The sequence below is a fragment of the Streptomyces gobiensis genome, assembly GCF_021216675.1.
GTDB classification, from domain to species: domain Bacteria; phylum Actinomycetota; class Actinomycetes; order Streptomycetales; family Streptomycetaceae; genus Streptomyces; species Streptomyces gobiensis.
In genome coordinates this window covers 4,582,177-4,604,073 of the sequence record NZ_CP086120.1, presented here as the reverse complement: position 1 = coordinate 4,604,073, position 21,897 = coordinate 4,582,177, and the positions used below count along the sequence as shown (strand labels likewise).

Here is a 21,897-nt window from a genome sequence, read left to right as displayed (position 1 = left end):
GCGTCAACGCCGGTGCATCAACGCCGGTGCATCAACGCAGACGAAGGGAGAAGAGTGGCCTTCGGCTCCACCCCCTCCGCCGCCCCCGGGCGTGCCCGGGCCCCATGGGCCGCTGTCGCCGACCCCGCTTCCCGGCTCGGCCGCACCCTTGAGCCCGCGGAGTGGGCCGCAGCCGGGATTCCCCTGCTGCGTAGCCCTCGCGAGGTCGTCACCGGCTTGTACACCAGGCATCTGCCGGTGCCCTCAACGGCGGTAGTGGCCGTGCTCGGACCGGATGAACGGCTTGTCGCCAGCGCGTCATTCGGCCGCCCCGCCACCGCCCCCGACGGCTGGGAGTACCGCAACGCGTTGCTGGTCCAGCTGCGCCAGGTCATCCCGCACGATCTGCGCCGCCGCAGACCGGCGCGTACCGCCGTGCTGCTGTACTGCCGCAGTGGCGCGGACCGCTGGACCGAGGAGGACGGAGCCTGGATGTGGGGACTGCGCGACGCCTGCACACTGCACGGCCTGCGCTGCGGCGCCTACATCACGCTGACACCCACCGGCTGGCGGGTGCTCGGCGAAGACCGTGGCGGCCGCCGTCCGTTCGCGGCCCCGCCCGCCGACCGAATAGCCGGTTAGGGGGTGTCCGGTGGGTCTCCGCGGCATCGCGACGCCTGGCACGCACTCCCCCAGACTTCGTCTGGGAGGTGCCCCCAGCCGCGTTGTCGTCGGTCGCCAACCAACCAGGTTGGCTTCCTCCTCCGCCTTGCGATCGCACGCACCAGACTCCCCCAGAGCTTCGCCTGGGGGTGCCCCCAGCTCCTCCCTCCACGGAGACCCACCGGACACCCCCTGGGCGGAACGCACGTCGTTCAGAGCAGGGCGCGCAGCCGCTGCGGATCGCCGCACACGATCAGCTGGGCCTTGGCCCGACCGAGCGCCACCGGCAGCGCCTCGGCGACCTCCGTGTCCGTGCCGCCGTTGACGGCGAGCACCACGACCGGACGAGCCATGAGGCGGGCGGCGGCGGAGGTGTGGGCGTAGAAGATGTCCCCGCCCTCGGCCTGCTGCCGCCAGTACGCGTCCTCACCGAAGGACAGCTCATGCTGTGCCCAGGGATGCTGTTCCCCGGTGGTGAGGATCAGGATGTCCGTCGGCGCGCCACCTTCGTCGAGCAGCCGGTCGACCGTCTCGTCGGCGGCCTCCACCGCGGTGGCCGCGGTGGCGGTGACCAGCTGAATCCCCGCGGCCGTAGCAGTACTTGAGGCCGTCGGCGCGGCGGCCGGGGCCGGGGACGGGGCGGTGCGCGACGGACCCGGGCGGCCCGGTCCTGGACGGCTGCTGTCCGCGCGCGGCGGTGCGGGGCGCGGGCCGGGCCGGGGGCCAGGAACGGCGGGGCGGGGGGCTTGTGGAGTACGGGCGGCGGCCGCGGCATTGCGGGGGCCCGGAACACTTGGGTGAATCTGTGGCTCCTCGGAGCTGTGAGGCATGGGTGATGTCTATCAAACGCCGGTACGGGATGCGCCAGCGGGTTCAGAAGAGACCGATCTGCTCAGTCTCCAATCCCCCCTCGGCAGCCATGGGATCGTTCACGATCCGGGTCTTCTTCATATGCCGCCAGCGCGGCAGTGCGTCCATATACGCCCAGGACAGCCGGTGGTGCGGGGTGGGCCCCAGCTCCTCCAGCGCGGCCCGGTGCACGGGCGCCGGGTAGCCCGCGTTGTCATCCCAGCCGAAATCGACGTGCTCCAGGCCCAGTTCGGCCATGAGCGCGTCCCGGCGAACCTTGGCGATAACGGAGGCAGCCGCCACCGAAACACAGGACTGATCGCCCTTGATCACCGTACGGACCTGCCAGGGCGTACCCAGATAGTCGTACTTGCCGTCCAGGATCACCGCATCCGGCCGTATCGGGAGGACTTCCAGGGCACGGCCCGCCGCGAGCCGCAGCGCCGCCGTCATACCCACCTCGTCGATCTCCTCGGGCCAGGCATGGCCCAGGCCATGGGCGGTGACCCAGCCGGAAAGCACCTCGGCCAGCTCGGTGCGTCGCTTCACGGTCAGCAGCTTGGAGTCGGTCAGCCCCTCTGGGGGCCTGCGCAAGCCGGTAACCGCCGCACAGACCGTGACAGGGCCGGCCCAGGCGCCCCGTCCGACCTCATCGACTCCGGCGACAACTTTGGCCCCGGTGGTCGCCCTCAGCGACCGCTCGACGCGATGGGTGGGTGGCTCGTACGGCATGACACCGTCACCCTACCGCTGGCCCCGCGCCCGATGACACACCGGTCACCCGTTCCTCAGCGGCCCGCCAGATCCGCGCCCGGCACCCACTCCGGCAACGGCTCGGTCCGCTGCGTCCAAGCGCTCGGCGGCGCGCAGTCGGGCCCCGCCGCGAGGACACCGCCCACGATCGCGCAGGTGGTATCCATGTCACCGCCCGCCTGAACGGTCGTCCAGAGCGCCCGCTCGAAGTCACCGCCATGCCGGGCGGCGGCCCACAGCGCGAACGGCACCGTGTCCTGCGCGCTGGTGCGCCGCCCACAGCCCAGCACCGCCGCCACCGTCCCCGGGTCCCCGTAGTCGAGCATGTCGCGGGCCCGGCGCAGCCCCGCCTGTACGGCGCTGCGCGGCACCAGTTCGACCACACCGTCCAACAGCGCGCCCCCGCTGTCCGGCCCCCACGCCGGGGTGCTGGCCCGCAGCGCCGCCGCTACCGCGACCGCCATGGTTCCGCACACCGCCTCCCGGTGCTGGTGGGTGACGTACGACGACTGCTGAGCCTCGGCCGCCGCCCGGGCCGGGTCATCCGCGAACCAGGCGCCCAGCGGTGCCACCCGCATCGCCGCGCCGTTGCCCCAGGAGCCCCGCCCGTCGAAGAGGGCGGCGGCCAGCTCACGCCAGTCGGCGCCCTCCTGGGCGATCTGCCGCAGCATGCGATCGACCATGGGCCCATAACCCCGGTCGACGTCATAGTGCTCCGCGAAGGCGGCGGCCAGCGCGTCCTGATCAGCGGCGCCCCGGGTGTCCAGCACGGCCACCACCGAGCAGGCCATCTCGGTGTCATCCGTCCACTGCCAGGGGGCGGGCGGCAGCTCCCCGCGCCGCAGCAGCGGGTAGTGGGCCGGTACGAAGAACTGCGAGCCCAGGGCGTCCCCCACGGACAGCCCGCGCAGGCTCGCCAGGGCGCGGTCGCGGCGAGCGGGATCAACGGTCATGGTGGCGAAACTCTATCCGGCCACCCCATATGAGCCAGATAAGACAGACCAGCCGGGCCAGCCGGATCGTTACAGCACCTCATAGGGGTCCGGCACACACCACCGCTCGAACGGCCGGTCCAAGTGGTAGCGCCCCTTCCGTCCCAGGATCAGCATCCGGGTCTCACCGTTGTCCGGGTTGGACAGCGATTCGAATTCGGCCACGCTCCAGTGCATCCAGCGCATGCAGAACAACCGCATGGTCAGCCCATGCGTCACCAGCAGCACATTCGGCGGATGGTCCGGCGCATCGAAGCTGCGCCACAGACTCTCCAGAAAGGCCCCGACCCGGTCGTAGACATCCGCGCCGGACTCTCCCTGCTCGAAGCGGTAGAAGAAGTGCCCGTACGCGTCACGGGCCGCCTTCTGCTGGCGTACGTTCTTGGGGTCCTGCCAGTTGCCCCAGTCCTGCTCGCGCAGTCGGGGCTCCTCGCGCGCCCGTACCCGGGACGGATCAAGCCGCAGTGCCCGGAACGTCTCATGAGTGCGCCGATAGGGCGAGACGTATGCGGACACCCGCTCCTCCCCGAAGAGCTCCCGCAGCCGGTCCCCCGCCGCCCGCGCCTGCTGCCAGCCCTCGGCGGTCAGCCGCAGCGCGTGGTCGGGCACCCGCTCATACACCGTGTCATCGACGTTCCCCTCGGATTCGCCATGCCGGATGAGGACGATGCGCCGCGGTCGTGCCATATGGCCCACCCTAGGTCCGCTGCCCGGCCCCGGCCCGCCGGGGAGCCGCCGACCGGGCACCCGGTCATGCGACGGTCCAGGAGGGCTCCAGATCAATGACGTCCCCGTCGATCGCGGCGATATCGGCCCCGGTCTGAGCACGCAGGGCCAGCCGCTCGACGCGTTCGGTGCGGTACTTGCCGTGCTCGGCCGCCGAGTCCCACATCGAAAGGACCAGGAACTCCTCCTCGGCCCGCGCCTGGGCGAAGATCCCGCGCAGCATCCCGGGCGATCCGGCCATGGCCGGATTCCAGACCTTCTCCTGCATCAGGATGTAGTGCTCGATACGGTCCTCCCGCACCTGGCAGTGCGCCACTCGCAGCAGATCGGCGCCGGTGAATTCCGGCAGGAAGCCCGTCTTCACATCGAAGCGGTACTCAAAAAGCAGCGTCCGCATCCCCAGGTAGGTGCCGACCTGCGCCGCATGCAACCGATCATGGGAGCGGGCCATAAAGGAGTCGTAGAAGGCCCGGCTCTCCCAGAAGCCGAAGAGGTGTGCCACCTCCGGTCGGGACCGGCTCCAGCCACCGCCCTGGCCCCGGAAGCCGGGCTCGCCGAGCAGCCCCGCCCACTTCCGCTGCCCGCGCTCGAAGCCGCGTCGATCGATCACGGTGCACCGCATCCACTTGACCAGCACCGCGCCATCGTACGGCCATCTCAGCCGCTTATCGTCCGATACCGTTGCCGCAGCTCAGCCAACTCCCCTTCGCTCAGCTCGATTCCAAAGGCCTGCTCAAGCAGCATCCCCAACTCCTCAGCCGGAACCTCCCGTTCCTGCTCGCTGCCGTCGGGACGCACCACCGAGAGCCGGGTGCCGATAAGGGTCGTACGCACCAGTGGCTCCGGCTTCTGCAGCACGGGTCTGGTGGTGAAGGGCGAGCGTGGGTGGGTGGAGATGTAGTAGTTGACAACCGCGTAGTCCGGCGGGAAGTGCGGCTCCTCGGTGAAGGCGTACATGCTGAACCAGCCGTCGGGGTGCAGCGAGCGCAGCACCCACACCCCGCCGTCCTCGCGCGCCAGCGAGAAGGTCCAGCCGCCCTGCCGCACTTCGGCCCCGTCCTTCAACGGGATCGGCGCCTGCAGTCCTTCACCGCCGAAGCCCACATCGGCGAGCCAGCGCTCGCCATCGAGATCGACACTCAGCAGCATATGCGTGGCAGCCCGCAGCTGATCACTGCCCATCCGCACCCGGGCGGTGAGGCCGGTGAACTCAAAGCCGATACGTTCCAATACGGCGGCGAACAGCAGGTTCTGCTCAAAGCAGTAGCCGCCACGGCGCCGCGCCACCATCTTCGCCTGCAGCGCATCGAGCTCCAGCAGGACCGGACGGCCGAGCATGATCTCCAGGTTCTCAAAGGGGATACGGTCCACATGCGCGCGCTGCAGCTCCCGCAGTGTCGCCAGATCCGGCTGCGGATCCGCGCCGCCGTACCCAGTCCGCGCCAGGTAGGCGCCCAGATCCAACGCGTCGCCGCCCCACATACCGTCACTCACCGAGAACCCCTCTCCGCCGGGCGCACGCCCGACGGAAAGGCCAACCTCCCCTGGCCCCGGCTCATTCCCGGCTCACCCTCGCCTCACCCTCAGCGGGCCAGAAAGTCGTCGAAGGTACCCTGGCCCACCGCGTGATCCGGCGCCAGCAGGCCCCCTTCCCGCAGCGCCCGGAAGGACGCGCCGGGCCAGCGCAGCGGCAGCACCGGCCGACGGCGGCCATACGCACGCAGAGTCGTCCGGGTCAGCTCTACGGCCGTACGCACCTGCGGACCGCCCATGTCCTCGACCCGTCCCGCGGGCTCCGCGACGGCGAGCTCGGCGAGCCGGGCTGCCACCTCGCGTACCTCGATGGGCTGGAGGCGGACCCCGCCACCCAGCGTCAGTGTCACCGGCAGCCACCGCTGAACGGCCGTGAACATCGCGATCAAGTCATGGAACTGAGTGGTGCGCAGCGTCGTCCAGGGCAGCCCGGACTCCTCGATGATCCGCTCGGCCGCCAGCTTGGCCCGGTAGTAGAACATCGGCACCCGGTCGATCCCGACGATCGAGATATAGACCAGATGCGGGTTCCCGGCCCGCCGCGCGGCCTGAACCAGCCGCCGCGTCGCTTCGGCATCACCCTTGCCCCTGGTCGTCGCACAGTGCACGATCGCACCGGCCCCGGCCACCGCGGCGTCGGTCCCCTCCCCCGTGACGAGATCCGCCCTCGCCCACTCATAGGGCCCTGTGTCGCCCTCCGGCCGCGCGCGCCGGCTCATCACCCGCACCTCACGCTTGTCCTCCAGCAGCAGCCGCACCACCTCACGGCCCAGCGTGCCGGTACCACCGGTAACCAGAATCGGACTGTCCATAGGTGCGAACCTCCAGATGTGATGTGTGTTCCACCGGGTAGACCGAACGAGCCCACGGCAATGTGACATCCGCGCGCCCGCGGGCTTCATCTGGCGCGCCACCATCGCCGGGCACCATGGTCCGCGGCTTGCCCGCGCCCCGACAGCGGAAAGCGGGGACCGGTGCTTCACCGGTCCCCGCTGACTATCCGCGCTGAGCGGCGCCCGGAATCAGCTGCAGCCGCTGGTGGAGCCGCAGCCCTCACAGAGGTAGCAGCTTCCTGCCCGGCGCATCTTGGTGCCGCAGGAGAAGCACAGCGGGGCGTCGGCATTCAGGCCGAGCTGCATCTCAACCAGTTCGGTTGAGCTGTGCGCCTGCGGCGGCGCTGGGGCCTCGCCCGGGGCTGGGTTCTCCGGGGCCTTCGCAGACTCCGGCTGACGCGGGGCGGACTGGGCCAGGCCCTCGACGTCGACCTCGTCATCGGTGGACTCGTATGAACCCGTCTCCAGGTGGCGCTGGCGCTCATCGGCGGAGTGGATGCCGAGCGCCGAACGGGTCTCGAAGGGCAGGAAGTCCAGCGCCAGACGGCGGAAGATGTAGTCGACGATCGACTGCGCCATCCGCACATCCGGGTCGTCCGTCATACCGGCCGGCTCGAATCGCATATTGGTGAACTTGGAGACATAGGTCTCCAGCGGCACGCCGTACTGGAGGCCGACCGAAACAGCGATGGAGAAGGCGTCCATCATGCCCGCGAGGGTCGAGCCCTGCTTGGACATCTTCAGGAAGACCTCTCCGAGGCCGTCGTCCGGGTAGGAGTTGGCGGTCATATAGCCCTCGGCGCCACCGACGGTGAAGGAGGTGGTGATGCCGGGGCGCCCCTTGGGGAGCCGCTTACGGACCGGGCGGTACTCGACGACCGTCTCGGTCTCGGGCTTGCGCACCTCTTCCTTCTTCTTGGCCGACAGCGGCTGGCCGACCTTGCTGTTCTCGACGTAGACAGCCAGTGCCTTGGTGCCGAGCTTCCAGCCCTGGAGGTAGATGTCCTCGACATCCTCGACGGTGCTGGTCGTGGGCATATTCACGGTCTTGGAGATCGCGCCCGACAGGAAGGGCTGGGCCGCGGCCATCATCCGGACGTGCCCCATCGGGGAGATGGAGCGCTCGCCCATGGCGCAGTCGAAGACCTCGTAGTGCTCATGCTTGAGGCCCGGCGCGTCGATGACATTGCCGTGCTCGGCGATGTGCTCGACGATCGCCTCGATCTGCTCCGGCTGGTAGCCGAGGCGCTTGAGCGCCTTGGGGACCGTGTTGTTCACGATCTGCATGGAGCCGCCGCCGACCAGCTTCTTGAACTTGACCAGAGCCAGGTCGGGCTCGACGCCGGTGGTGTCGCAGTCCATCATCAGGCCGATGGTGCCGGTCGGAGCGAGCACCGAGGCCTGGGCGTTGCGATAGCCGTTCTTCTTGCCGAGCCGGACAACGTCCTGCCAGGCCTCGGTCGCGGCGGCCCAGACCGGGGTGTCCAGGTCGTCCATGCGCGTGGCCGCGTCGTTGGCGTCGGCGTGCTGCTTCATGACGCGCTTGTGGGCGTCCGCGTTGCGGGCGTAGCCGTCATACGGGCCGACGGCCGCGGCCAGCTCGGCGGAGCGCCGGTAGGAGGTGCCGGTCATCAGCGAGGTGATGGCACCGGCGAGCGCCCGGCCGCCGTCCGAGTCATAGGCGTGGCCGGTCGCCATCAGCAGGGCGCCGAGGTTGGCGTAGCCAATGCCCAGCTGGCGGAAGGCGCGGGTGGTGTCGCCGATCTTCTGGGTGGGGAAGTCCGCGAAGCAGATGGAGATGTCCATCGCCGTGATGACCAGCTCAACGACCTTGGCGAAGCGCTCGGCGTCGAAGGACTGGTTGCCCTTGTCGTCGTCGCGCAGGAACTTCATCAGGTTCAGCGAGGCCAGGTTGCACGAGGAGTTGTCCAGGTGCATGTACTCGCTGCACGGGTTGGACGCGGTGATCCGGCCCGACTCCGGCGAAGTGTGCCAGTGGTTGATGGTGTCGTCGTACTGGATACCGGGGTCCGCGCAGACGTGGGCGGCCTCGGCCATCTTACGGAAGAGGTTCCTGGCATCGACCTCTTCGACGACCTCACCGGTCATCCGGGCGCGCAGGCCGAACTTCGAGCCGGACTCCACGGCCTTCATGAACTCATCGGTCACCCGGACCGAGTTGTTGGCGTTCTGGTACTGGACGGAGGTGATGTCGTCACCGCCCAGGTCCATGTCGAAGCCCGCGTCGCGCAGCGCGCGAATCTTCTCCTCCTCCTTCACCTTGGTCTCGATGAAGGCCTCGACGTCCGGGTGGTCGACGTCGAGCACGACCATCTTGGCCGCGCGGCGGGTGGCACCGCCCGACTTGATCGTTCCTGCGGAGGCATCGGCGCCGCGCATAAAGGAGACCGGACCCGAGGCGTTGCCACCGGAGGAGAGCAGTTCCTTGGAGGAGCGGATACGGGAGAGGTTCAGGCCCGCGCCCGAGCCGCCCTTGAAGATCATCCCCTCTTCCTTGTACCAGTCGAGGATCGACTCCATGGAGTCATCGACGGAGAGGATGAAGCAGGCGGAGACCTGCTGAGGCTGCTTGGTGCCGACGTTGAACCACACCGGGGAGTTGAAGGCGAAGATCTGGTGCAGCACGGCGTAGGCCAGCTCATGCTCAAAGATCTCGGCGTCCGCCGGGGAAGCGAAGTAACCGTTCTCCTCACCGGCCTGGCGGTACGTCTTCACCACCCGGTCGATGAGCTGCTTGAGGCTGGTCTCACGCTGCGGCGTGCCAACCGCCCCGCGGAAGTACTTGCTCGTGACGATATTGACCGCGTTCACCGACCAGAAGTCGGGGAACTCGACGCCACGCTGCTCGAAGTTGACCGAGCCGTCGCGCCAGTTGGTCATGACGACGTCACGACGCTCCCAGACCACCTCGTCGTACGGGTGCACGCCGGGGGTCGTGTGGATGCGCTCGATACGCAGGCCCTTGCTCACCTTGCTGCCCTTGGCGTGGGAGCCTCGTGCCGGGCCGCTCGCCGTCTCTGTCATTCCGCCTCCCTATTGGGCATAACGCCCTGATGTGCCCCGATTCTTCCCGGGTCACGGTGTCTGCCTGATGGCCGGGGCCGCTCTCCAGCGGTCCGGTCAAGAATCGTTTGCGCCGCTCAGTCGGTGGCGGCCGCCGGGACGGGGACCGCGGCGCCGTTGTCGCCACCCCCGTCATCGCCCGCACTCTCCCGGGCGGATGGCATCACTTCCCGCAGCTCCTCGATGGCGGCCTCAAAGTCCTCCAGCGAGTCGAACGCCCGGTAGACGGACGCGAATCGCAGATACGCCACGAGGTCCAGCTCCTGGAGCGGGCCGAGTATGGCAAGGCCGACATCATGGGTCGACAGCTCGGCGCTCCCGGTGGCGCGCACCGCCTCCTCGACCCGCTGGCCGAGCTGGGCGAGGGCGTCCTCGGTGACCGGGCGTCCCTGGCATGCCTTGCGCACTCCGGCGATCACCTTGTCCCGGCTGAAGGGCTCGGTGACCCCGCTTCGCTTGATCACTGTCAGTGACGCGTTCTCCAGTGTCGTAAAACGACGGGAGCAGTCGGGGCACTGGCGGCGTCGGCGGATCGCGGTGCCGTCGTCGGTGGTCCTGCTGTCCACGACGCGGCTGTCGGGGTGCCTGCAGAAGGGGCAGTGCATGGCTTCTCACCCTCCTTCACCCTCGATGGCGCAGCATGATTCAACAGCTCCGCGGGCCCGGTTCAGGCCCCTCGGAACTCACCACCAGCATAGGCGATGCCCTACGCCTCGAAGGACACGGGACCACAACTTCTGGTGGCTGGCGCCCATCAAACCACTAGATCTGGTAGCTGGGAGGCAATGACGCGGCTTCGCGTGTCGCACGGCCCCGAAGCGTGGAGCGTACGAGAGAGTACCGCAATAGGCCGGATGGGATTCGGGCTCATACACCCCTCACAGTGATCACGTCAGCTGATCTGCGATATTTCACTCGAACGTGTGTTTGGCGCAACCTTTCGAAACCAACTACCGTTGTCCAACTAGGGAGAACCGCTCGAGAGGGGCCGACGTGACCACCACCGCAGACAGCGCCACCATCACCGCCCAGGACCGCTCCCAGGACCGAATCGACCAGATGCATCAGATCAACGACAGCACAGGGGCACCCGGCATTCCCGGTGCCGGAGATGGCCCCAAGCCCGGCCGCGCACTGCCCGGGCGACCTCCAGGGATCCGCGCCGACAGCACGGGCCTCACCGACCGGCAGCGCCGGGTCATCGAGGTGATCCGTGACTCAGTGCAGCGGCGAGGATACCCACCGTCCATGCGGGAGATCGGCCAGGCCGTGGGCCTGTCCAGCACCTCATCGGTGGCCCACCAGCTCATGGCCCTGGAGCGCAAGGGCTTCCTGCGGCGTGATCCGCACCGGCCACGCGCCTATGAGGTACGCGGCTCGGACACCCCCAGCCCGCAGGCCACCGATACCACCGGCAAGCCCGCTGCATCCTATGTCCCGCTGGTCGGCCGGATCGCGGCGGGCGGACCCATCCTCGCCGAGGAGTCGGTCGAGGATGTCTTCCCGCTGCCGCGCCAGCTGGTCGGTGACGGGGAGCTGTTCGTCCTGAAGGTCGTGGGCGACTCCATGATCGAGGCCGCGATCTGTGATGGCGACTGGGTAACCGTGCGCCGCCAGCCGGTTGCCGAGAACGGTGACATCGTCGCCGCCCTGCTCGACGGCGAGGCGACGGTGAAGCGCTTCAAGCGCGAGGACGGTCACGTATGGCTGCTCCCGCACAACTCCTCATACCAGCCGATCCCCGGTGACGAGGCCACCATCCTCGGCAAGGTGGTCGCGGTCATGCGCCGGGTCTGAGCCGGACGTTCCACGGCAGACCAGATCCCGGGACCCCTGCGCCGGTCCCGGGGTCTGTTTTTGCGTTGTGCCCACCCTCCGCCCATGGCGGAGACTGCCCACAACGTGGTCTCAGGACCGCGCTGCCTTGTCGATCGCGGCTAGGGAGCGGCGCACCTGATTACGGTCCGTGGTGTACCAGAAGTCCGGCATGGAGGCCCGCAGGAAGCCTCCGTACCGCGCCTTGGCCAGCCGGGGATCCAGCACCGCGACGACGCCCCGGTCCCCCATGGCCCGTACGAGACGGCCCGCGCCCTGGGCCATCAGCAGCGCGGCATGCGTCGCGGCGACCGCCATGAACCCATTGCCACCCGCCTCCTCGACCGCCTTCTGCCGGGCGCTCATCAGCGGGTCATCGGGCCGTGGGAACGGAATCCGGTCCATCACGACCAACTGGCAGTTCACGCCCGGCACATCGACGCCCTGCCAGAGCGAGAGGGTGCCGAACAGACACGTCTCGGCGTCGTCGGCGAAGCGCCGGATCAGCTCGCCCAGGGTCTCCTCACCCTGCAGGAGGATGGGGACATCCAGCCGTCCGCGCAGCTCCTCGGCCGCCGCCTGGGCGGCCCGCATCGAGGAAAAGAGGCCCAGCGTCCGCCCGCCCCCGGCTTCCACCAGCTCGGCGAGCTCATCGAGCATGTCGCTGCGGCTGCCCTCCCGCCCGGGCGGCGACAGATGCTGGGCGACATAGAGGATGCCCTGCTTGCGATAGTCGAAGGGCGAACCGACATCCAGGCCTTTCCACTTGGGAACGTCATCCCCCTCCTCTCCCTCGGGCGCGAGCCCCAGGGAGGCGCCCACGCCGTTGAAGTCGCCGCCCAGTTTGAGGGTGGCGGAGGTGAGCACCACGGAGCGGTCCTCGAACAGCTTCTCCCGCAGCAGGCCGGACACGGACAGCGGCGCGACCCGCAATGAGGCGCCATAGCGGTCGTGCCGCTCGCACCACAGCACGTCGTACTCTGCAGCCTGCACCATCCGCTCGGCGACGTCGTGCACGTTCTCAATGGAAGCGGCGGCCTGCTTACGTACCGCGTCCTCATCCTGCACCGACTTGTCCCGGAGGTTGCCGAGCGCGGTCATGCAGCTACGGGCAGCGTCCCGCAGCGCCATCAGGGCGTAGCCCAGGTCGTCCGGAATCGCCTCCAGCCGTCCGGGCGTAGCCAGCTCCATCAGCCGTTCGAAGGTCTCGGACGCCGTCTGAAGCTGGTCTGCGGACTTCTCATCCACCAGCTTGGCGACCCGGCGCACAGCACGGTTGACACCGCCCGGCGTCAGCTCGCCGGTGGCCACACCGGTCACCCGGGAGACCAGCTCATGAGCCTCGTCGACAATCAGCACGTCATGGCTGGGCAGCACCGGGGCGCCCTCGATGGCGTCGATGGCGAGCAGCGCGTGATTGGTGACGATGACTTCGGCGAGCTTGGCCCGCTCCCGGGCGGCCTCGGCAAAACACTCGACGCCATAGGCGCACTTGCTGGCGCCCAGACACTCCCGGGAGGAGACGGAGATCTGGGACCAGGCACGGTCGGAGACACCGGGGGTGAGGTCATCCCGGTCACCGGTTTCGGTCTCATCGGCCCAGTCGCGGAGGCGGAGCAGATCCTTCCCCAGCTTGCTGGTCGCTCCGCCCATGGCGGATGCCGCCTCGAACTGATCGAAGAGACCGTCCTCCTCGTCCTGCGGGACGCCCTCGTGCAGCCGGTGCAGACAGAGGTAGTTCGAGCGGCCCTTGAGCATCGCGTACTCGGGGCGGCGGCGCAGCAGTGGGTGGAGGGCCTCGACGGTGCGCGGCAGATCCCGCTCCACCAGCTGCCGCTGGAGGGCGAGCGTCGCCGTGGCCACGACGACCCGGTCCCCCTGTGCCAGGGCGGGGACCAGATAGCCCAGCGACTTTCCGGTGCCGGTCCCGGCCTGGATCAGCAGATGGCTGCCGTCGCCGATGGCCTCGTCTACGGCTTCCGCCATGGCGACCTGGCCGGGGCGCTCGGTGCCGCCGACCGCGGTGACCGCGGCGTGGAGGAGTTCGGAGAGGGCGGGGCCGTCGGATGTTGCGCTCATAGGGGAGTCACCTTACGCGGTGGCACTGACACTGCGGGCTCGGTCCGGGTGGTGCCCGCTCCGCCGTGCGGCGGGGTGGGGTTCCCCAATCCCGCCCCTTCCCGGAAACCGGGGCTCCGCCCCGGGCCCCGGGGTTGGCCCGGTGCGGGCCGGTGGCCGGGTGTTGTGCCCACCCTCCCCCATAGCCTTAAGGGCATGGGGGGACCCCCATCGCCCCTCGGGCGGCCCGAGTGCCCACAACACTGGGGCGGCAGCCCCCCCCCCACGCGAGAATGCCGTTACAGGGAGGTGGTGTGCAGTGGGTTGGGGACGGAGCCGTGGATGACCGCGTGGGGGCGGTCGGGGCGGTCGCGGTAGCCGTCGGCGTGCAGCCGGTTGCGGTTGAGACAGAGCCGTTCAATGCGCGGCGTGAGCAGGTCGAAGAGCTCAAAGCGCTGCTTGAGCTCCGGGAAGCGCCGCTGGTGGCGGAGGATCGTTTCCCGTACCAGGAACCAGAACTCCGCTTCGGTCACGCCCAGCTGCTCCTCGCAGAGCGGAGCCAGATAGCGGAAGACACCGACGAACAGCCCGGTGTGGATGAACTGGGTGAGAAAGCTTGGCGGCTCGGTGAGCAGGACGTCACGGACCTCGGCGGGCAGGCCGGCCAGCTCGGGCAGCGGCTCAGCGCTGAGGTTCACATCGTCGACGAAGTCCTTCACCGCCAGCCGCACCGGCACGTCCCGCTCGTCGAAGACGACGATGGCGTTCTCGCCGTGCGGGGAGAAGACGGTGCCGTAGCGGTAGAGGAAGTGCAGCAGGGGCGGCAGCAGGGCGGCGAAGAGGTGGCGCAGCCAGACCCGTGGGGAAAGCCCGGAGCGGCTGACAAGCTCGGCGGTGAAGGCACGGCCCTCGGAGTCGGTGTGCAGCAGTGCGGAGAGAGTGCGGGCGCGTTCACCGGGGGCGAGATACGGGCCGATGGGCTCCCGCCAGATGCAGCCCAGAAGTTCCTTGTACTGATACGGGACGCCGGGGAGCCGGTCGTAGTGGGGATGCCGGACGGTCACCGAGGCGGTCTCGCCGAGCAGGATGACGCGGGTCTCCTCGCGCAGGAAGGGATCGGTGTCCCGCAGCCCGTGTATCCAGCCGGTGACGGCGGGGGCGGCGAGGGTGCGTTCGGTGGGGAGCCCGCGCCAGACCAGGGTGTTGAGGATGGACAGCGGGAGTTTGACGGTGCGGGCGTGTGGGCGGCTGATGTTGAGGAAGGTCCGGATGGACTGCTGGGGCAGCCGCAGGTCGTTGTCGGTGGGGAGCGGGATGATGGCCGAGTCGGCGAGCTGCGGGGCGAAGAGTGGGGCAATGGTCTCGTCCCACTGCCAGGGGTGGCGGGGCAGCCAGAGGTAGGTGTCGGGGTCGCGGCCCAGCGAGGCGACCGTGTGGGTGTATTCGGCGCGGAGCTGGGCGGGGAGCTCTTCCGCGTAGAGCAGTTCCGGGGTGGCGAGCGCGGGAACGCCCCGGTAGTCGGCGAGGTCGCGATGGACGGCAAGCCAGGGCAGTCGGCACGGGGTACGGGCCTCGGGGGTCCAGCGGGCGGCGTCGGCGGCGGAGAAGCCGAGGCGGCCCTTGTTGGCGACGAGCCAGGGGTGTCCGCTCTGATGGCCTTCGAGTTCGGCGTAGCCGAGTTCGGCGAGCTCGGCAGCGCTGGGCGCGTTCTCGGCAAGCCGGGCGTCAGCGCTGAGGGTGGCGGTCAGCTCGCGCAGCAGATGTCCGGTGGTGTCGCCGGTCAGGCCGAGGAGTGCCTCATGGGCGTGGGCGAGGAACTCCAGCGGGTCGTCGGCGGGGGTGAGGGAGGCAGGATCGATACGCCAGTGGTCGTAGGCGCCGCGACGGGCCCGGAAGCGGTAGGTGGGGCCACCCGGTACGGCCAGCCGGTAGGTGCCGGGGGTGGTGCCATCGGGCTCGGGGGTGATGATCTCTTCGTAGGCGAACTCGGCGATCAGCTTGGTGAGCAGCAGCCGGGCGGCTCGGTGCCATGCGGTGGATGAAGGGAGCAAGCGCGGTTCTCCTCGGGTCGGGGATCGGGGGGGGTGGGCTCACAGGACGTGGCGCAGCAGTCGGTCCCGGGTCAGCAGGGCGGCTCGTTTGTCGGGGAGATCGACCTCTGCGGTCAAGCGGAAACCGGCGCCCAGAAAGGCCGCGACGGAGGGGGTGTTACGTACATCTGGTTCGGCGATGACGCGACAGCAGTCGGGGCGTTGGTCAAGGATCAGATCGGCCACGGCGCGCAGCAGAGCGGTGCCGACGCCTCGGCCACGGTCGGCGTTGCCACCGATCAGCAGATGGATGCCGGTGTCATGAGGCCGGGCCGGGTAGTGCCGGGACAGGGGGTCGAGGTCGGCGCGGTAGATCTCCCAGTAGCTCATGGGGGTGCCGTCGAGCACGCCGAGACAGGGCACGCTGCGGCCGTCGCCCCCGAGTTGGGCGCGCAGATGGGCGGCGGTGATGTCCTCCGGCCCGGAGAGCTCCCAGAAATCCGCCACCGCCGGATCGTTCATCCAGCACGCGATCAGAGACAGATCGCGCTCGATACGGACCGGGACGAGCTGGAAGGTCCCGGCAGCGCAGGTGGCCGCGGGCCAGTCGGCGATGGAGTCCAGCAGATCGGTGGCAGCGGCGCCGCGCCGGTCCGCCTCGATCAGAGCGATGAGCTCGGTGGGCAGTTGCAGATCGAGGGTGTCGTCGAGGCTGGAGTCGCTCGTGTCGCTGGCGTCGCGGGAGCCGCTGGCGTCGCGGGAGCCGCCTGCGTCCGTGGGTGAGTTGGTGGTCGGCAAGACAACGCCTCCTCTCGGCACAGTCGAGGGCGCTACCGGGCTGCCAGGGGGTTGGTGACGGTGACGTAGACGGACTGGGTGTCCACAGGGCCGATGAGCTCGTCGAGGCCGTGCAGCCGGGTGAGCAGATTTGCCTTGCAGCGCAGGGTGGCGTTCCCCAGCAGCAGTTCGGGCAGTGGGGAGCGGGCATCGCTCTCCGGGTCCGGCCCGTGCGCCTGCTGGGTGAGGAAGCGGCGCAGGGCGGCGAGCAGCAGCTCCTCATCGGCCAGCCGCTGGGCGCCGAAAGCACCGATGAGCCCCAGCACATTGTTGATGCCGAGGTAGTAGGCGAAGCGCTCATCGGTGACCGCGTCGGCGACGAAGCTGTCGCTTTCCTCGCCCACACCGGCCAATCGGCCCTGCAGCGCCGCCCGGTGGGACTCACGGAAGTAGAAGCCCTGGTTGTCCCGGTAGCGGCCGCCGCACGGCCATCCGTCGGTGTCCAGCAGAACGAGGGTGTTCTGCTGGTGGGCCTCCAGAGCGATGCCCGCCACCGCGTCGAGCCAGAGCACGGGGCGTACGACCGTGTCCAGATAGCGCAGGAACCACTCGGCGGATACGGCGGCGACCGTACGGCCCGTACGCTCCGCAAGCCGGTGGACCGTATCGGCGAGCCGGGAGCGCAGGGTGTAGCCGGGGGCACCGGGCCAGGGGCGGGGCGAGGTGAGGGCGGCGATACAGACTGCGTCGTCGTGCGGGCCGAAGGGGTTGTGCCGGATGACGGTGTCCAGCCCCGGCACATGCTCGCCGTCCGGACCGGTGACGGCGAGCCAGGCGGGGTCGCGGACGATATCGAAACCGGGGTGCGCTTCCCGCCACTGGGCGCCGAGTCCGGTGCGCAGCAGCCGGTGCACCTCGACGCCTCGGTGCAGCTCCTTGCGGAGGTTTTCCCGGCGGGAGTTGGTGATCCGCAGCCCCAGGGAGAGCTTGAGCATGGCGGGTGCGCCGGGCCGGTGGACGGTGCGTACGGAGGAGGTGGGGTGCCAGGGCTCCCCGTGCGGGCCAAGGTCGTACAGCAGTCCGGCGTCCAGCAGGGCGGCGACATCCGGGCGCTGCCGTACCTCCCGCGCCTGCCAGGGGTGCAGCGGCAGCAGCGCGGTGGACTCGGGCAGTTTCAGTCCCTCACCGGCGAGCTCGATGGCGAGCTGCCGTGCCGGTACGGTCTTGCCGCGCTCGGTCCAGGCAGAGTCGGTGGCCAGCACGGCGTGGTCGACGGCCAGCCAGTGCAGCCGGAAGGCGCCGTGCAGCTCGGGTGAGTAGCGCTGTGCCTCGGCATCCGAGAGCCCTTCGCGGCTCTTGGGGGTGGGATGCATGGGGTGGCCGAGGAGCAGGGACTGCTCAGCTGCCAGGAAAGGGTCGGCGTCCGGGTCAGCGCCGGGTGCGGCGCGGCGCACGGCGAGGAACACGGTGGTGCGCTGAACGGAGTCGGCGACCCGGCCGACCAGGTCGGTGGTCTCACCGCTCGGCTGATCCGCCTCCGTCGGCCCCGGCTGGCCGGGAGGGGCCTCCCTACGGTCCGCCAGGGAGGCGTGGTGAGCGGCCTCCCGGCCGATGAGGGCGGCGAGGGTGACCGCGTCGAGGGATGCCGCGTTCTGGGGTGCGCCGTCAAGGGTGGGCGGGTCGAAGCGGTGCCAGCCGGTGGCGGACCAGTAGCGAACGGGGACGCAGAGCGCGGTGCCGCTTGCGTCCAGCGGGATATGGAGCGTATCGCTGCCCCTCGGTGGTGGGTCGATGTCGTTCTCCCGGATCCAGCAGCGCAGCAGGTTCTCCACGGCGGCGGCGTCAGCGGCCCGGGCCGGGTCGCGGTGCTCCAGCGGATCGCCGGGAACGCTGAGGGGCTCAGGCGGTGGGCAGATGACACGCCGGGGGTCGGCCCCGTTACGGCGCTGCCGGGGCACCGCGGGTTCAAGGAACCGGGCGAGCCGCTTACGGACCGGGAGCCGGTCGTCGGCCGGGATCTCCTCGGGACCGGAGCGTGCGTTCACTGAAACCTCCCTGGGCGTGCGGGCACCGCAGCTGGACAGCCCGCATGGAGTAACGACGGTGCGGGCCGGGGAACACGGGCAGCGGCAAGATCCTTCGAGCCGGGAACGGGGTGGAACCACGGACCCGCTCAGGACCGTCGTAGGCGGCACCGGCATAGTGGGGGCTGGCCCGCTTCGGCGAGGTGCATGACAAATACCCACACAAGGCGATGCATTTCAGGGGGAGTTCAATCCATGTCATCCATGCGCAAGGCCGCTCGGAGGCATCCGGCGCTGGCAGCGGCAGCCGTGGTCGCCGCACTGGCGGTGACCGCCACCGCGTGCGGACCCGAGGACGGCGGGGCCGACGCGGACGCCAAGCCAAGCGCTTACCCCACGGCGGAGCTCGGCAAGGAAGACCTCGGGCTGCCGAAGGATCTCCCCATCTCCCTCGATGACCTGAAGAAATGGAAGGACGGCGGCTGGGAGAACTGGGACAGGGAACGCTGGCTCAGCGACGCCAAGGACTTCCTCAATCCGATCATCAAGGACCTATGGGATCCGGACCGGATGGAGGACGCCGAGGAGCCCGACCGGGGCATCGACGAGGACGAGATCGAAGAGGACGAGGGTGGCGGCTCCCAGGAGGACGAGGGCGTCACCGACCCCACCCCCGCCAAGGTCCAGGCGAAGCCGGTCCAGACCCCGTACACCCAGAGCGCCAAGGCACACGGCAAGATCTTCATGGACACCCCGAAGGGCCAGATGGTCTGCTCGGCTACCGTCGTGAAGGACCCGAAGAAGCCGGGCAAGTCCAACCTGGTGGCCACCGCCGGGCACTGTGTCCACGGCGGCAAGGGCAAGGGCTGGTTCCGTAACGTCGTCTTCGTCCCCGGCTACAACTACAAGGGACTGCCCTCCTCGCAACTGGAGTCCGCCCCCAAGAGCGATGTGCTCCCGCACGGCATCTGGTGGGCCAGCAAGGCACGTACGACGGACCACTGGCGCACCGACGGCCAGGAGCGCGGCGGCAAGGGCGCACAGCAGGACTTCGCCATGCTGGAGGTACGTCCGGAGGACGGCGGCGGCAAGTCCCTTGAGGAGAGCGTCGGCGACGCGGTGAAGGTCAGCTTCAGCACCCCGAAGGTGAGCTCCATGGGCGACCTGACCGCCCGTGGCTACCCGGCCGCACCGCCGTTCGACGGCAGCAAGATGTACGGCTGCACCGAGGCGCCGAGCCGGCTCACCATCAACCAGGACCAGCCGACCATGTACCGCATCGGCTGCACCATGACCGGCGGCTCCTCCGGCGGCGGCTGGGTCGCCAAGGGTTCCGGGGGCGAAGACGAGCTGTACTCGGTGACCTCGATCGGCCCGGTCACCGCCACCTGGCTCGCGGGGCCCCGGCTGGGCCAGAACGCCAAGGGTGTCTTCGACGCCATCAGCAAGTGATCCGCACGTGATTCCGCGTGGTGAGCCGGGCCCGCGGTCCGACCGGCTCACCACGCTTCCCCCTCCGCGATACGACCCTTTTCAGGGAGATTTCACCCATGCCATCCATACGTAAGTCCCGACGACGCTTGGCGCTGGCCGCGACGGCGCTGGCCGCCGCTCTCGCGGTGACCGCCACGGCCTGCGGCCCGGACGACACCGGCACGGATGCCAAGCCGGACTCCGCCGCTTCCGCGGAAGCGGGCAAGGACGGCGGTGACCGCGACCTCAGCCTGCCGAAGGATCTGCCGACTTCCCTCAAGGACCTGGAGAAGTGGAAGAACGGCGGCTGGGACAACTGGGAAGAGAAGGACTGGCTCCGGGAGGCCGCGGACTTCATCAATCCGGTCATTGAGGATCTGTGGGATCACGATCGGATGAAGAAGGCCGAGGACAACGAGAAGGCCGTCCCCGCCGATGTGAAGACCGCCGCCAGCGGCACCGATCCGGAGCCGCCGAGGGTACGTGCGCAATCGGTCCCGACGCCGTACACACGGAACGCCGCGCCGAGCGGCAAGATCTTCATGGACACCCCCAAGGGCCCCATGGTCTGCTCCGGCACCGTGGTCAAGGACCCGCGTAACCCGGGCAAGTCCAACCTCGTCGCCACCGCCGGGCACTGCGTCCACTCGGGCAAGTCAGGCGGCTGGCTGCGCAACATCATGTTCATCCCCGCGTACAACAACCAGGGCAAGTCGCCGGACCAGCTCAACCATGCCCCGGCCCGCGAGATCGCGCCCTACGGCCGGTACTGGGCGGAGTGGGCGCAGACCAGCACGCACTGGATTGAGCAGGGCGCCGACCGGGGCGGTGCGGGTGCGCAGCAGGACTTCGCCGTGCTGAAGGTGAAGCCGATGGACAACCAGGGCAAGTCCCTGGAGCAGACGGTCGGCGCCGCCGTAAAGATCAACTTCAACGCACCGCAGATCGACCGGATCTCCGGAGTACGCGCCTACGGCTACCCGGCGGCCCCGCCATACAACGGTGCGCTGATGCAGAACTGCGCCTCGCGGCCCGGCCGGCTCACCATGGACCCCTCGCAACCCGCCATGTACCGCTACGGCTGCTCCATGACCGGCGGCTCCTCCGGTGGCCCGGTGATCATGTCCGGTGCCGGCGGCAAGGCGGAGCTGATCTCGGTCAACTCCATCGGCCCGGACACCGCCGCCTGGCTCGCCGGTCCCCGGCTGGGCCCAACGGCCCAGGGTGTCTTTGACGCGATCAGCAAGAAGTACGCGGGCAAGAGCTGACCGCCCCGCCCACGCACGCGTAACAGCAATGGGCCCCGCCGCTCCTCCCGGAACGGCGGGGCCCGGCCCCTGCGCCCTGTCGTCTGTCCCTCAGACCCGCGCCATCGGGCTGCGCTCGGTCCGGGTGCCCGGGACCGGTTCGGAGAGATCGTCGCCCAGCCGCACGATGCGGTTGCCGGCGTCAACGTGCACGACCTTGGGCCGGAAATCCCGCGCTTCCGCGTCATCGATCTGCGCGTAACTGATGAGGATCACCAGATCCCCGGGATGGACCAGATGCGCGGCCGCGCCGTTGATCCCGATCACCCCGGAGCCGCGCTCGCCCTCGATGACATACGTCTCCAGACGGGCCCCATTGGTGATGTCGACGATATGGACCAGCTCCCCGGGGAGCAGATCAGCGGCCTCCATCAGCTCAGCGTCAACGGTGACCGACCCCACATAGTGCAGATCAGCCTCGGTCACCGTCGCCCGGTGAATCTTCGACTTGAACATGGTGCGCAGCACGGTGCCGGTCTCCTCGCGATCCGTAGGGTCGCGCTCCCCGGAGGGATGCGCGCCGTCGCGCCCATGCTAAGGCCGGGCGCGGAAAGACCCTAGGTGCCGGGTCACACTCCGATGTTCGCCCACGGCTGTGCCCGGCCAGCAGCCGCCCCTCGTGCCGACGACCTGGATCTTGAAGTGTGCCCGACGTTGCTGGCCCAGGACTGGGTCCAGATCGCGTTGCGGTACTTGACCGGGGGCTTCAGCTCTGCGGTCTCGGCCCGCTTGCCCCTGTAGTCACGCGTCATCCCCGAACACCCGGCGGAACGCCTCGTCCTGCGGGATACCCGCGGACTCACCTCGGGTCTGACGGTCGCGGTAGGCGGCCAACGCCCGCATCTCCTCAAGCTCACAGGCGTCAGCCGGGCTCACCAGTACGGCGATGGTGTGTCCGTGGTCGGTGATGGCGACGGGCTCGCGGGTAGCGCTGACCTCGCGAGCGATAGCGCCGAGGCGTGCGCGGGCCCGCACAATCGAGTAGCTGGTCTCCGTCATGC

19 protein-coding genes are annotated in these 21,897 nt (G+C 69.4%); 4 read left to right on the top strand and 15 right to left on the bottom strand.

What is annotated here, in order from left to right; translation table 11 throughout:
* The first annotated feature begins 54 nt into the window (after positions 1-54).
* Entirely contained in the window at positions 55-621 is a 567-nt protein-coding gene (locus test1122_RS21425; protein WP_232270783.1) for a hypothetical protein, read from the top strand.
* Between the two features lie 233 nt (positions 622-854).
* On the opposite strand, the gene test1122_RS21420 is transcribed toward test1122_RS21425, so the two are convergent.
* The 9 genes from test1122_RS21420 to nrdR form a co-directional block, all read right to left on the bottom strand.
* Complete coding sequence (locus test1122_RS21420; protein ID WP_232270782.1) at positions 855-1,472, bottom strand: hypothetical protein; 618 nt, start codon at positions 1,470-1,472, stop codon at positions 855-857.
* Between the two features lie 43 nt (positions 1,473-1,515).
* Entirely contained in the window at positions 1,516-2,223 is a 708-nt protein-coding gene (locus tag test1122_RS21415) for a ribonuclease HII (RefSeq protein WP_232270781.1), read from the bottom strand.
* Between the two features lie 56 nt (positions 2,224-2,279).
* Entirely contained in the window at positions 2,280-3,197 is a 918-nt protein-coding gene (locus test1122_RS21410) for an ADP-ribosylglycohydrolase family protein (protein ID WP_232270780.1), read from the bottom strand.
* A gap of 69 nt (positions 3,198-3,266) precedes the next feature.
* A complete protein-coding gene (locus tag test1122_RS21405; protein ID WP_232270779.1) occupies positions 3,267-3,923 on the bottom strand; it encodes a histidine phosphatase family protein in 657 nt (218 codons plus the stop codon).
* Positions 3,924-3,987: 64 nt separating this feature from the next.
* A complete protein-coding gene (locus test1122_RS21400; RefSeq protein ID WP_232270778.1) occupies positions 3,988-4,599 on the bottom strand; it encodes a YdbC family protein in 612 nt (203 codons plus the stop codon).
* Positions 4,600-4,619: 20 nt separating this feature from the next.
* Positions 4,620-5,456: an arylamine N-acetyltransferase family protein gene (locus test1122_RS21395; RefSeq protein ID WP_232270777.1), complete on the bottom strand. Its 837-nt coding sequence runs from the start codon at positions 5,454-5,456 to the stop codon at positions 4,620-4,622.
* A gap of 89 nt (positions 5,457-5,545) precedes the next feature.
* On the bottom strand, positions 5,546-6,307 hold the full coding sequence (locus tag test1122_RS21390) for an SDR family oxidoreductase (protein ID WP_232270776.1): 762 nt from the start codon (positions 6,305-6,307) through the stop codon (positions 5,546-5,548).
* A gap of 210 nt (positions 6,308-6,517) precedes the next feature.
* Positions 6,518-9,373, bottom strand: a complete 2,856-nt coding sequence (locus test1122_RS21385) for a vitamin B12-dependent ribonucleotide reductase (protein WP_232270775.1) — start codon at positions 9,371-9,373, stop codon at positions 6,518-6,520.
* Between the two features lie 116 nt (positions 9,374-9,489).
* Positions 9,490-10,017 carry a transcriptional regulator NrdR gene (gene nrdR / locus test1122_RS21380; RefSeq protein WP_232270774.1) on the bottom strand — a complete coding sequence of 176 codons (528 nt, stop codon included), beginning with the start codon at positions 10,015-10,017 and terminating at the stop codon, positions 9,490-9,492.
* Positions 10,018-10,405: 388 nt separating this feature from the next.
* Between nrdR and lexA the strand changes: the two genes are divergently transcribed.
* Complete coding sequence (gene lexA / locus test1122_RS21375; protein ID WP_232270773.1) at positions 10,406-11,209, top strand: transcriptional repressor LexA; 804 nt, start codon at positions 10,406-10,408, stop codon at positions 11,207-11,209.
* Between the two features lie 111 nt (positions 11,210-11,320).
* Here the strand turns inward: lexA and test1122_RS21370 are convergent, their stop codons facing one another.
* The 4 genes from test1122_RS21370 to test1122_RS21355 form a co-directional block, all read right to left on the bottom strand.
* Positions 11,321-13,306, bottom strand: coding sequence for an ATP-dependent DNA helicase (locus test1122_RS21370; protein ID WP_232270772.1), 1,986 nt, complete (start codon positions 13,304-13,306; stop codon positions 11,321-11,323).
* Between the two features lie 278 nt (positions 13,307-13,584).
* On the bottom strand, positions 13,585-15,336 hold the full coding sequence (locus test1122_RS21365; RefSeq protein ID WP_232270771.1) for an IucA/IucC family protein: 1,752 nt from the start codon (positions 15,334-15,336) through the stop codon (positions 13,585-13,587).
* A 39-nt stretch (positions 15,337-15,375) separates the two neighbouring features.
* Positions 15,376-16,113 (bottom strand): GNAT family N-acetyltransferase, encoded by a 738-nt coding sequence (locus test1122_RS21360; protein WP_232270770.1) that lies wholly within the window; start codon positions 16,111-16,113, stop codon positions 15,376-15,378.
* 32 nt (positions 16,114-16,145) lie between these two features.
* The gene (locus test1122_RS21355) at positions 16,146-18,137 is read right to left on the bottom strand and encodes an IucA/IucC family protein (protein WP_232270769.1); all 1,992 of its coding nucleotides are present in this window, start codon (positions 18,135-18,137) and stop codon (positions 16,146-16,148) included.
* A gap of 234 nt (positions 18,138-18,371) precedes the next feature.
* Between test1122_RS21355 and test1122_RS21350 the strand changes: the two genes are divergently transcribed.
* Together test1122_RS21350 and test1122_RS21345 are read left to right on the top strand one after the other, a co-directional pair.
* The gene (locus test1122_RS21350; RefSeq protein ID WP_232270768.1) at positions 18,372-19,568 is read left to right on the top strand and encodes a trypsin-like serine peptidase; all 1,197 of its coding nucleotides are present in this window, start codon (positions 18,372-18,374) and stop codon (positions 19,566-19,568) included.
* A 98-nt stretch (positions 19,569-19,666) separates the two neighbouring features.
* Positions 19,667-20,857 (top strand): trypsin-like serine peptidase, encoded by a 1,191-nt coding sequence (locus tag test1122_RS21345; protein WP_232270767.1) that lies wholly within the window; start codon positions 19,667-19,669, stop codon positions 20,855-20,857.
* A gap of 90 nt (positions 20,858-20,947) precedes the next feature.
* On the opposite strand, the gene panD is transcribed toward test1122_RS21345, so the two are convergent.
* Both panD and test1122_RS21335 read right to left on the bottom strand, forming a co-directional pair.
* Complete coding sequence (gene panD / locus test1122_RS21340) at positions 20,948-21,364, bottom strand: aspartate 1-decarboxylase (RefSeq protein ID WP_232270766.1); 417 nt, start codon at positions 21,362-21,364, stop codon at positions 20,948-20,950.
* Positions 21,365-21,637: 273 nt separating this feature from the next.
* Complete coding sequence (locus tag test1122_RS21335; protein ID WP_232270765.1) at positions 21,638-21,895, bottom strand: type II toxin-antitoxin system Phd/YefM family antitoxin; 258 nt, start codon at positions 21,893-21,895, stop codon at positions 21,638-21,640.
* Between the last annotated feature and the right edge of the window lie 2 nt (positions 21,896-21,897).

Coding starts and splice junctions, on each gene's coding strand:
- test1122_RS21420 (WP_232270782.1), bottom strand. CDS start 1,472: ATGCCTCACAGCTCCGAGGAGCCACAGATTCACCCAAGTGTTCCGGGC.
- test1122_RS21415 (WP_232270781.1), bottom strand. CDS start 2,223: ATGCCGTACGAGCCACCCACCCATCGCGTCGAGCGGTCGCTGAGGGCG.
- test1122_RS21410 (WP_232270780.1), bottom strand. CDS start 3,197: ATGACCGTTGATCCCGCTCGCCGCGACCGCGCCCTGGCGAGCCTGCGC.
- test1122_RS21405 (WP_232270779.1), bottom strand. CDS start 3,923: ATGGCACGACCGCGGCGCATCGTCCTCATCCGGCATGGCGAATCCGAG.
- test1122_RS21390 (WP_232270776.1), bottom strand. CDS start 6,307: ATGGACAGTCCGATTCTGGTTACCGGTGGTACCGGCACGCTGGGCCGT.
- test1122_RS21385 (WP_232270775.1), bottom strand. CDS start 9,373: ATGACAGAGACGGCGAGCGGCCCGGCACGAGGCTCCCACGCCAAGGGC.
- nrdR (WP_232270774.1), bottom strand. CDS start 10,017: ATGCACTGCCCCTTCTGCAGGCACCCCGACAGCCGCGTCGTGGACAGC.
- test1122_RS21370 (WP_232270772.1), bottom strand. CDS start 13,306: ATGAGCGCAACATCCGACGGCCCCGCCCTCTCCGAACTCCTCCACGCC.
- test1122_RS21350 (WP_232270768.1), top strand. CDS start 18,372: ATGTCATCCATGCGCAAGGCCGCTCGGAGGCATCCGGCGCTGGCAGCG.
- test1122_RS21345 (WP_232270767.1), top strand. CDS start 19,667: ATGCCATCCATACGTAAGTCCCGACGACGCTTGGCGCTGGCCGCGACG.
- test1122_RS21335 (WP_232270765.1), bottom strand. CDS start 21,895: ATGACGGAGACCAGCTACTCGATTGTGCGGGCCCGCGCACGCCTCGGC.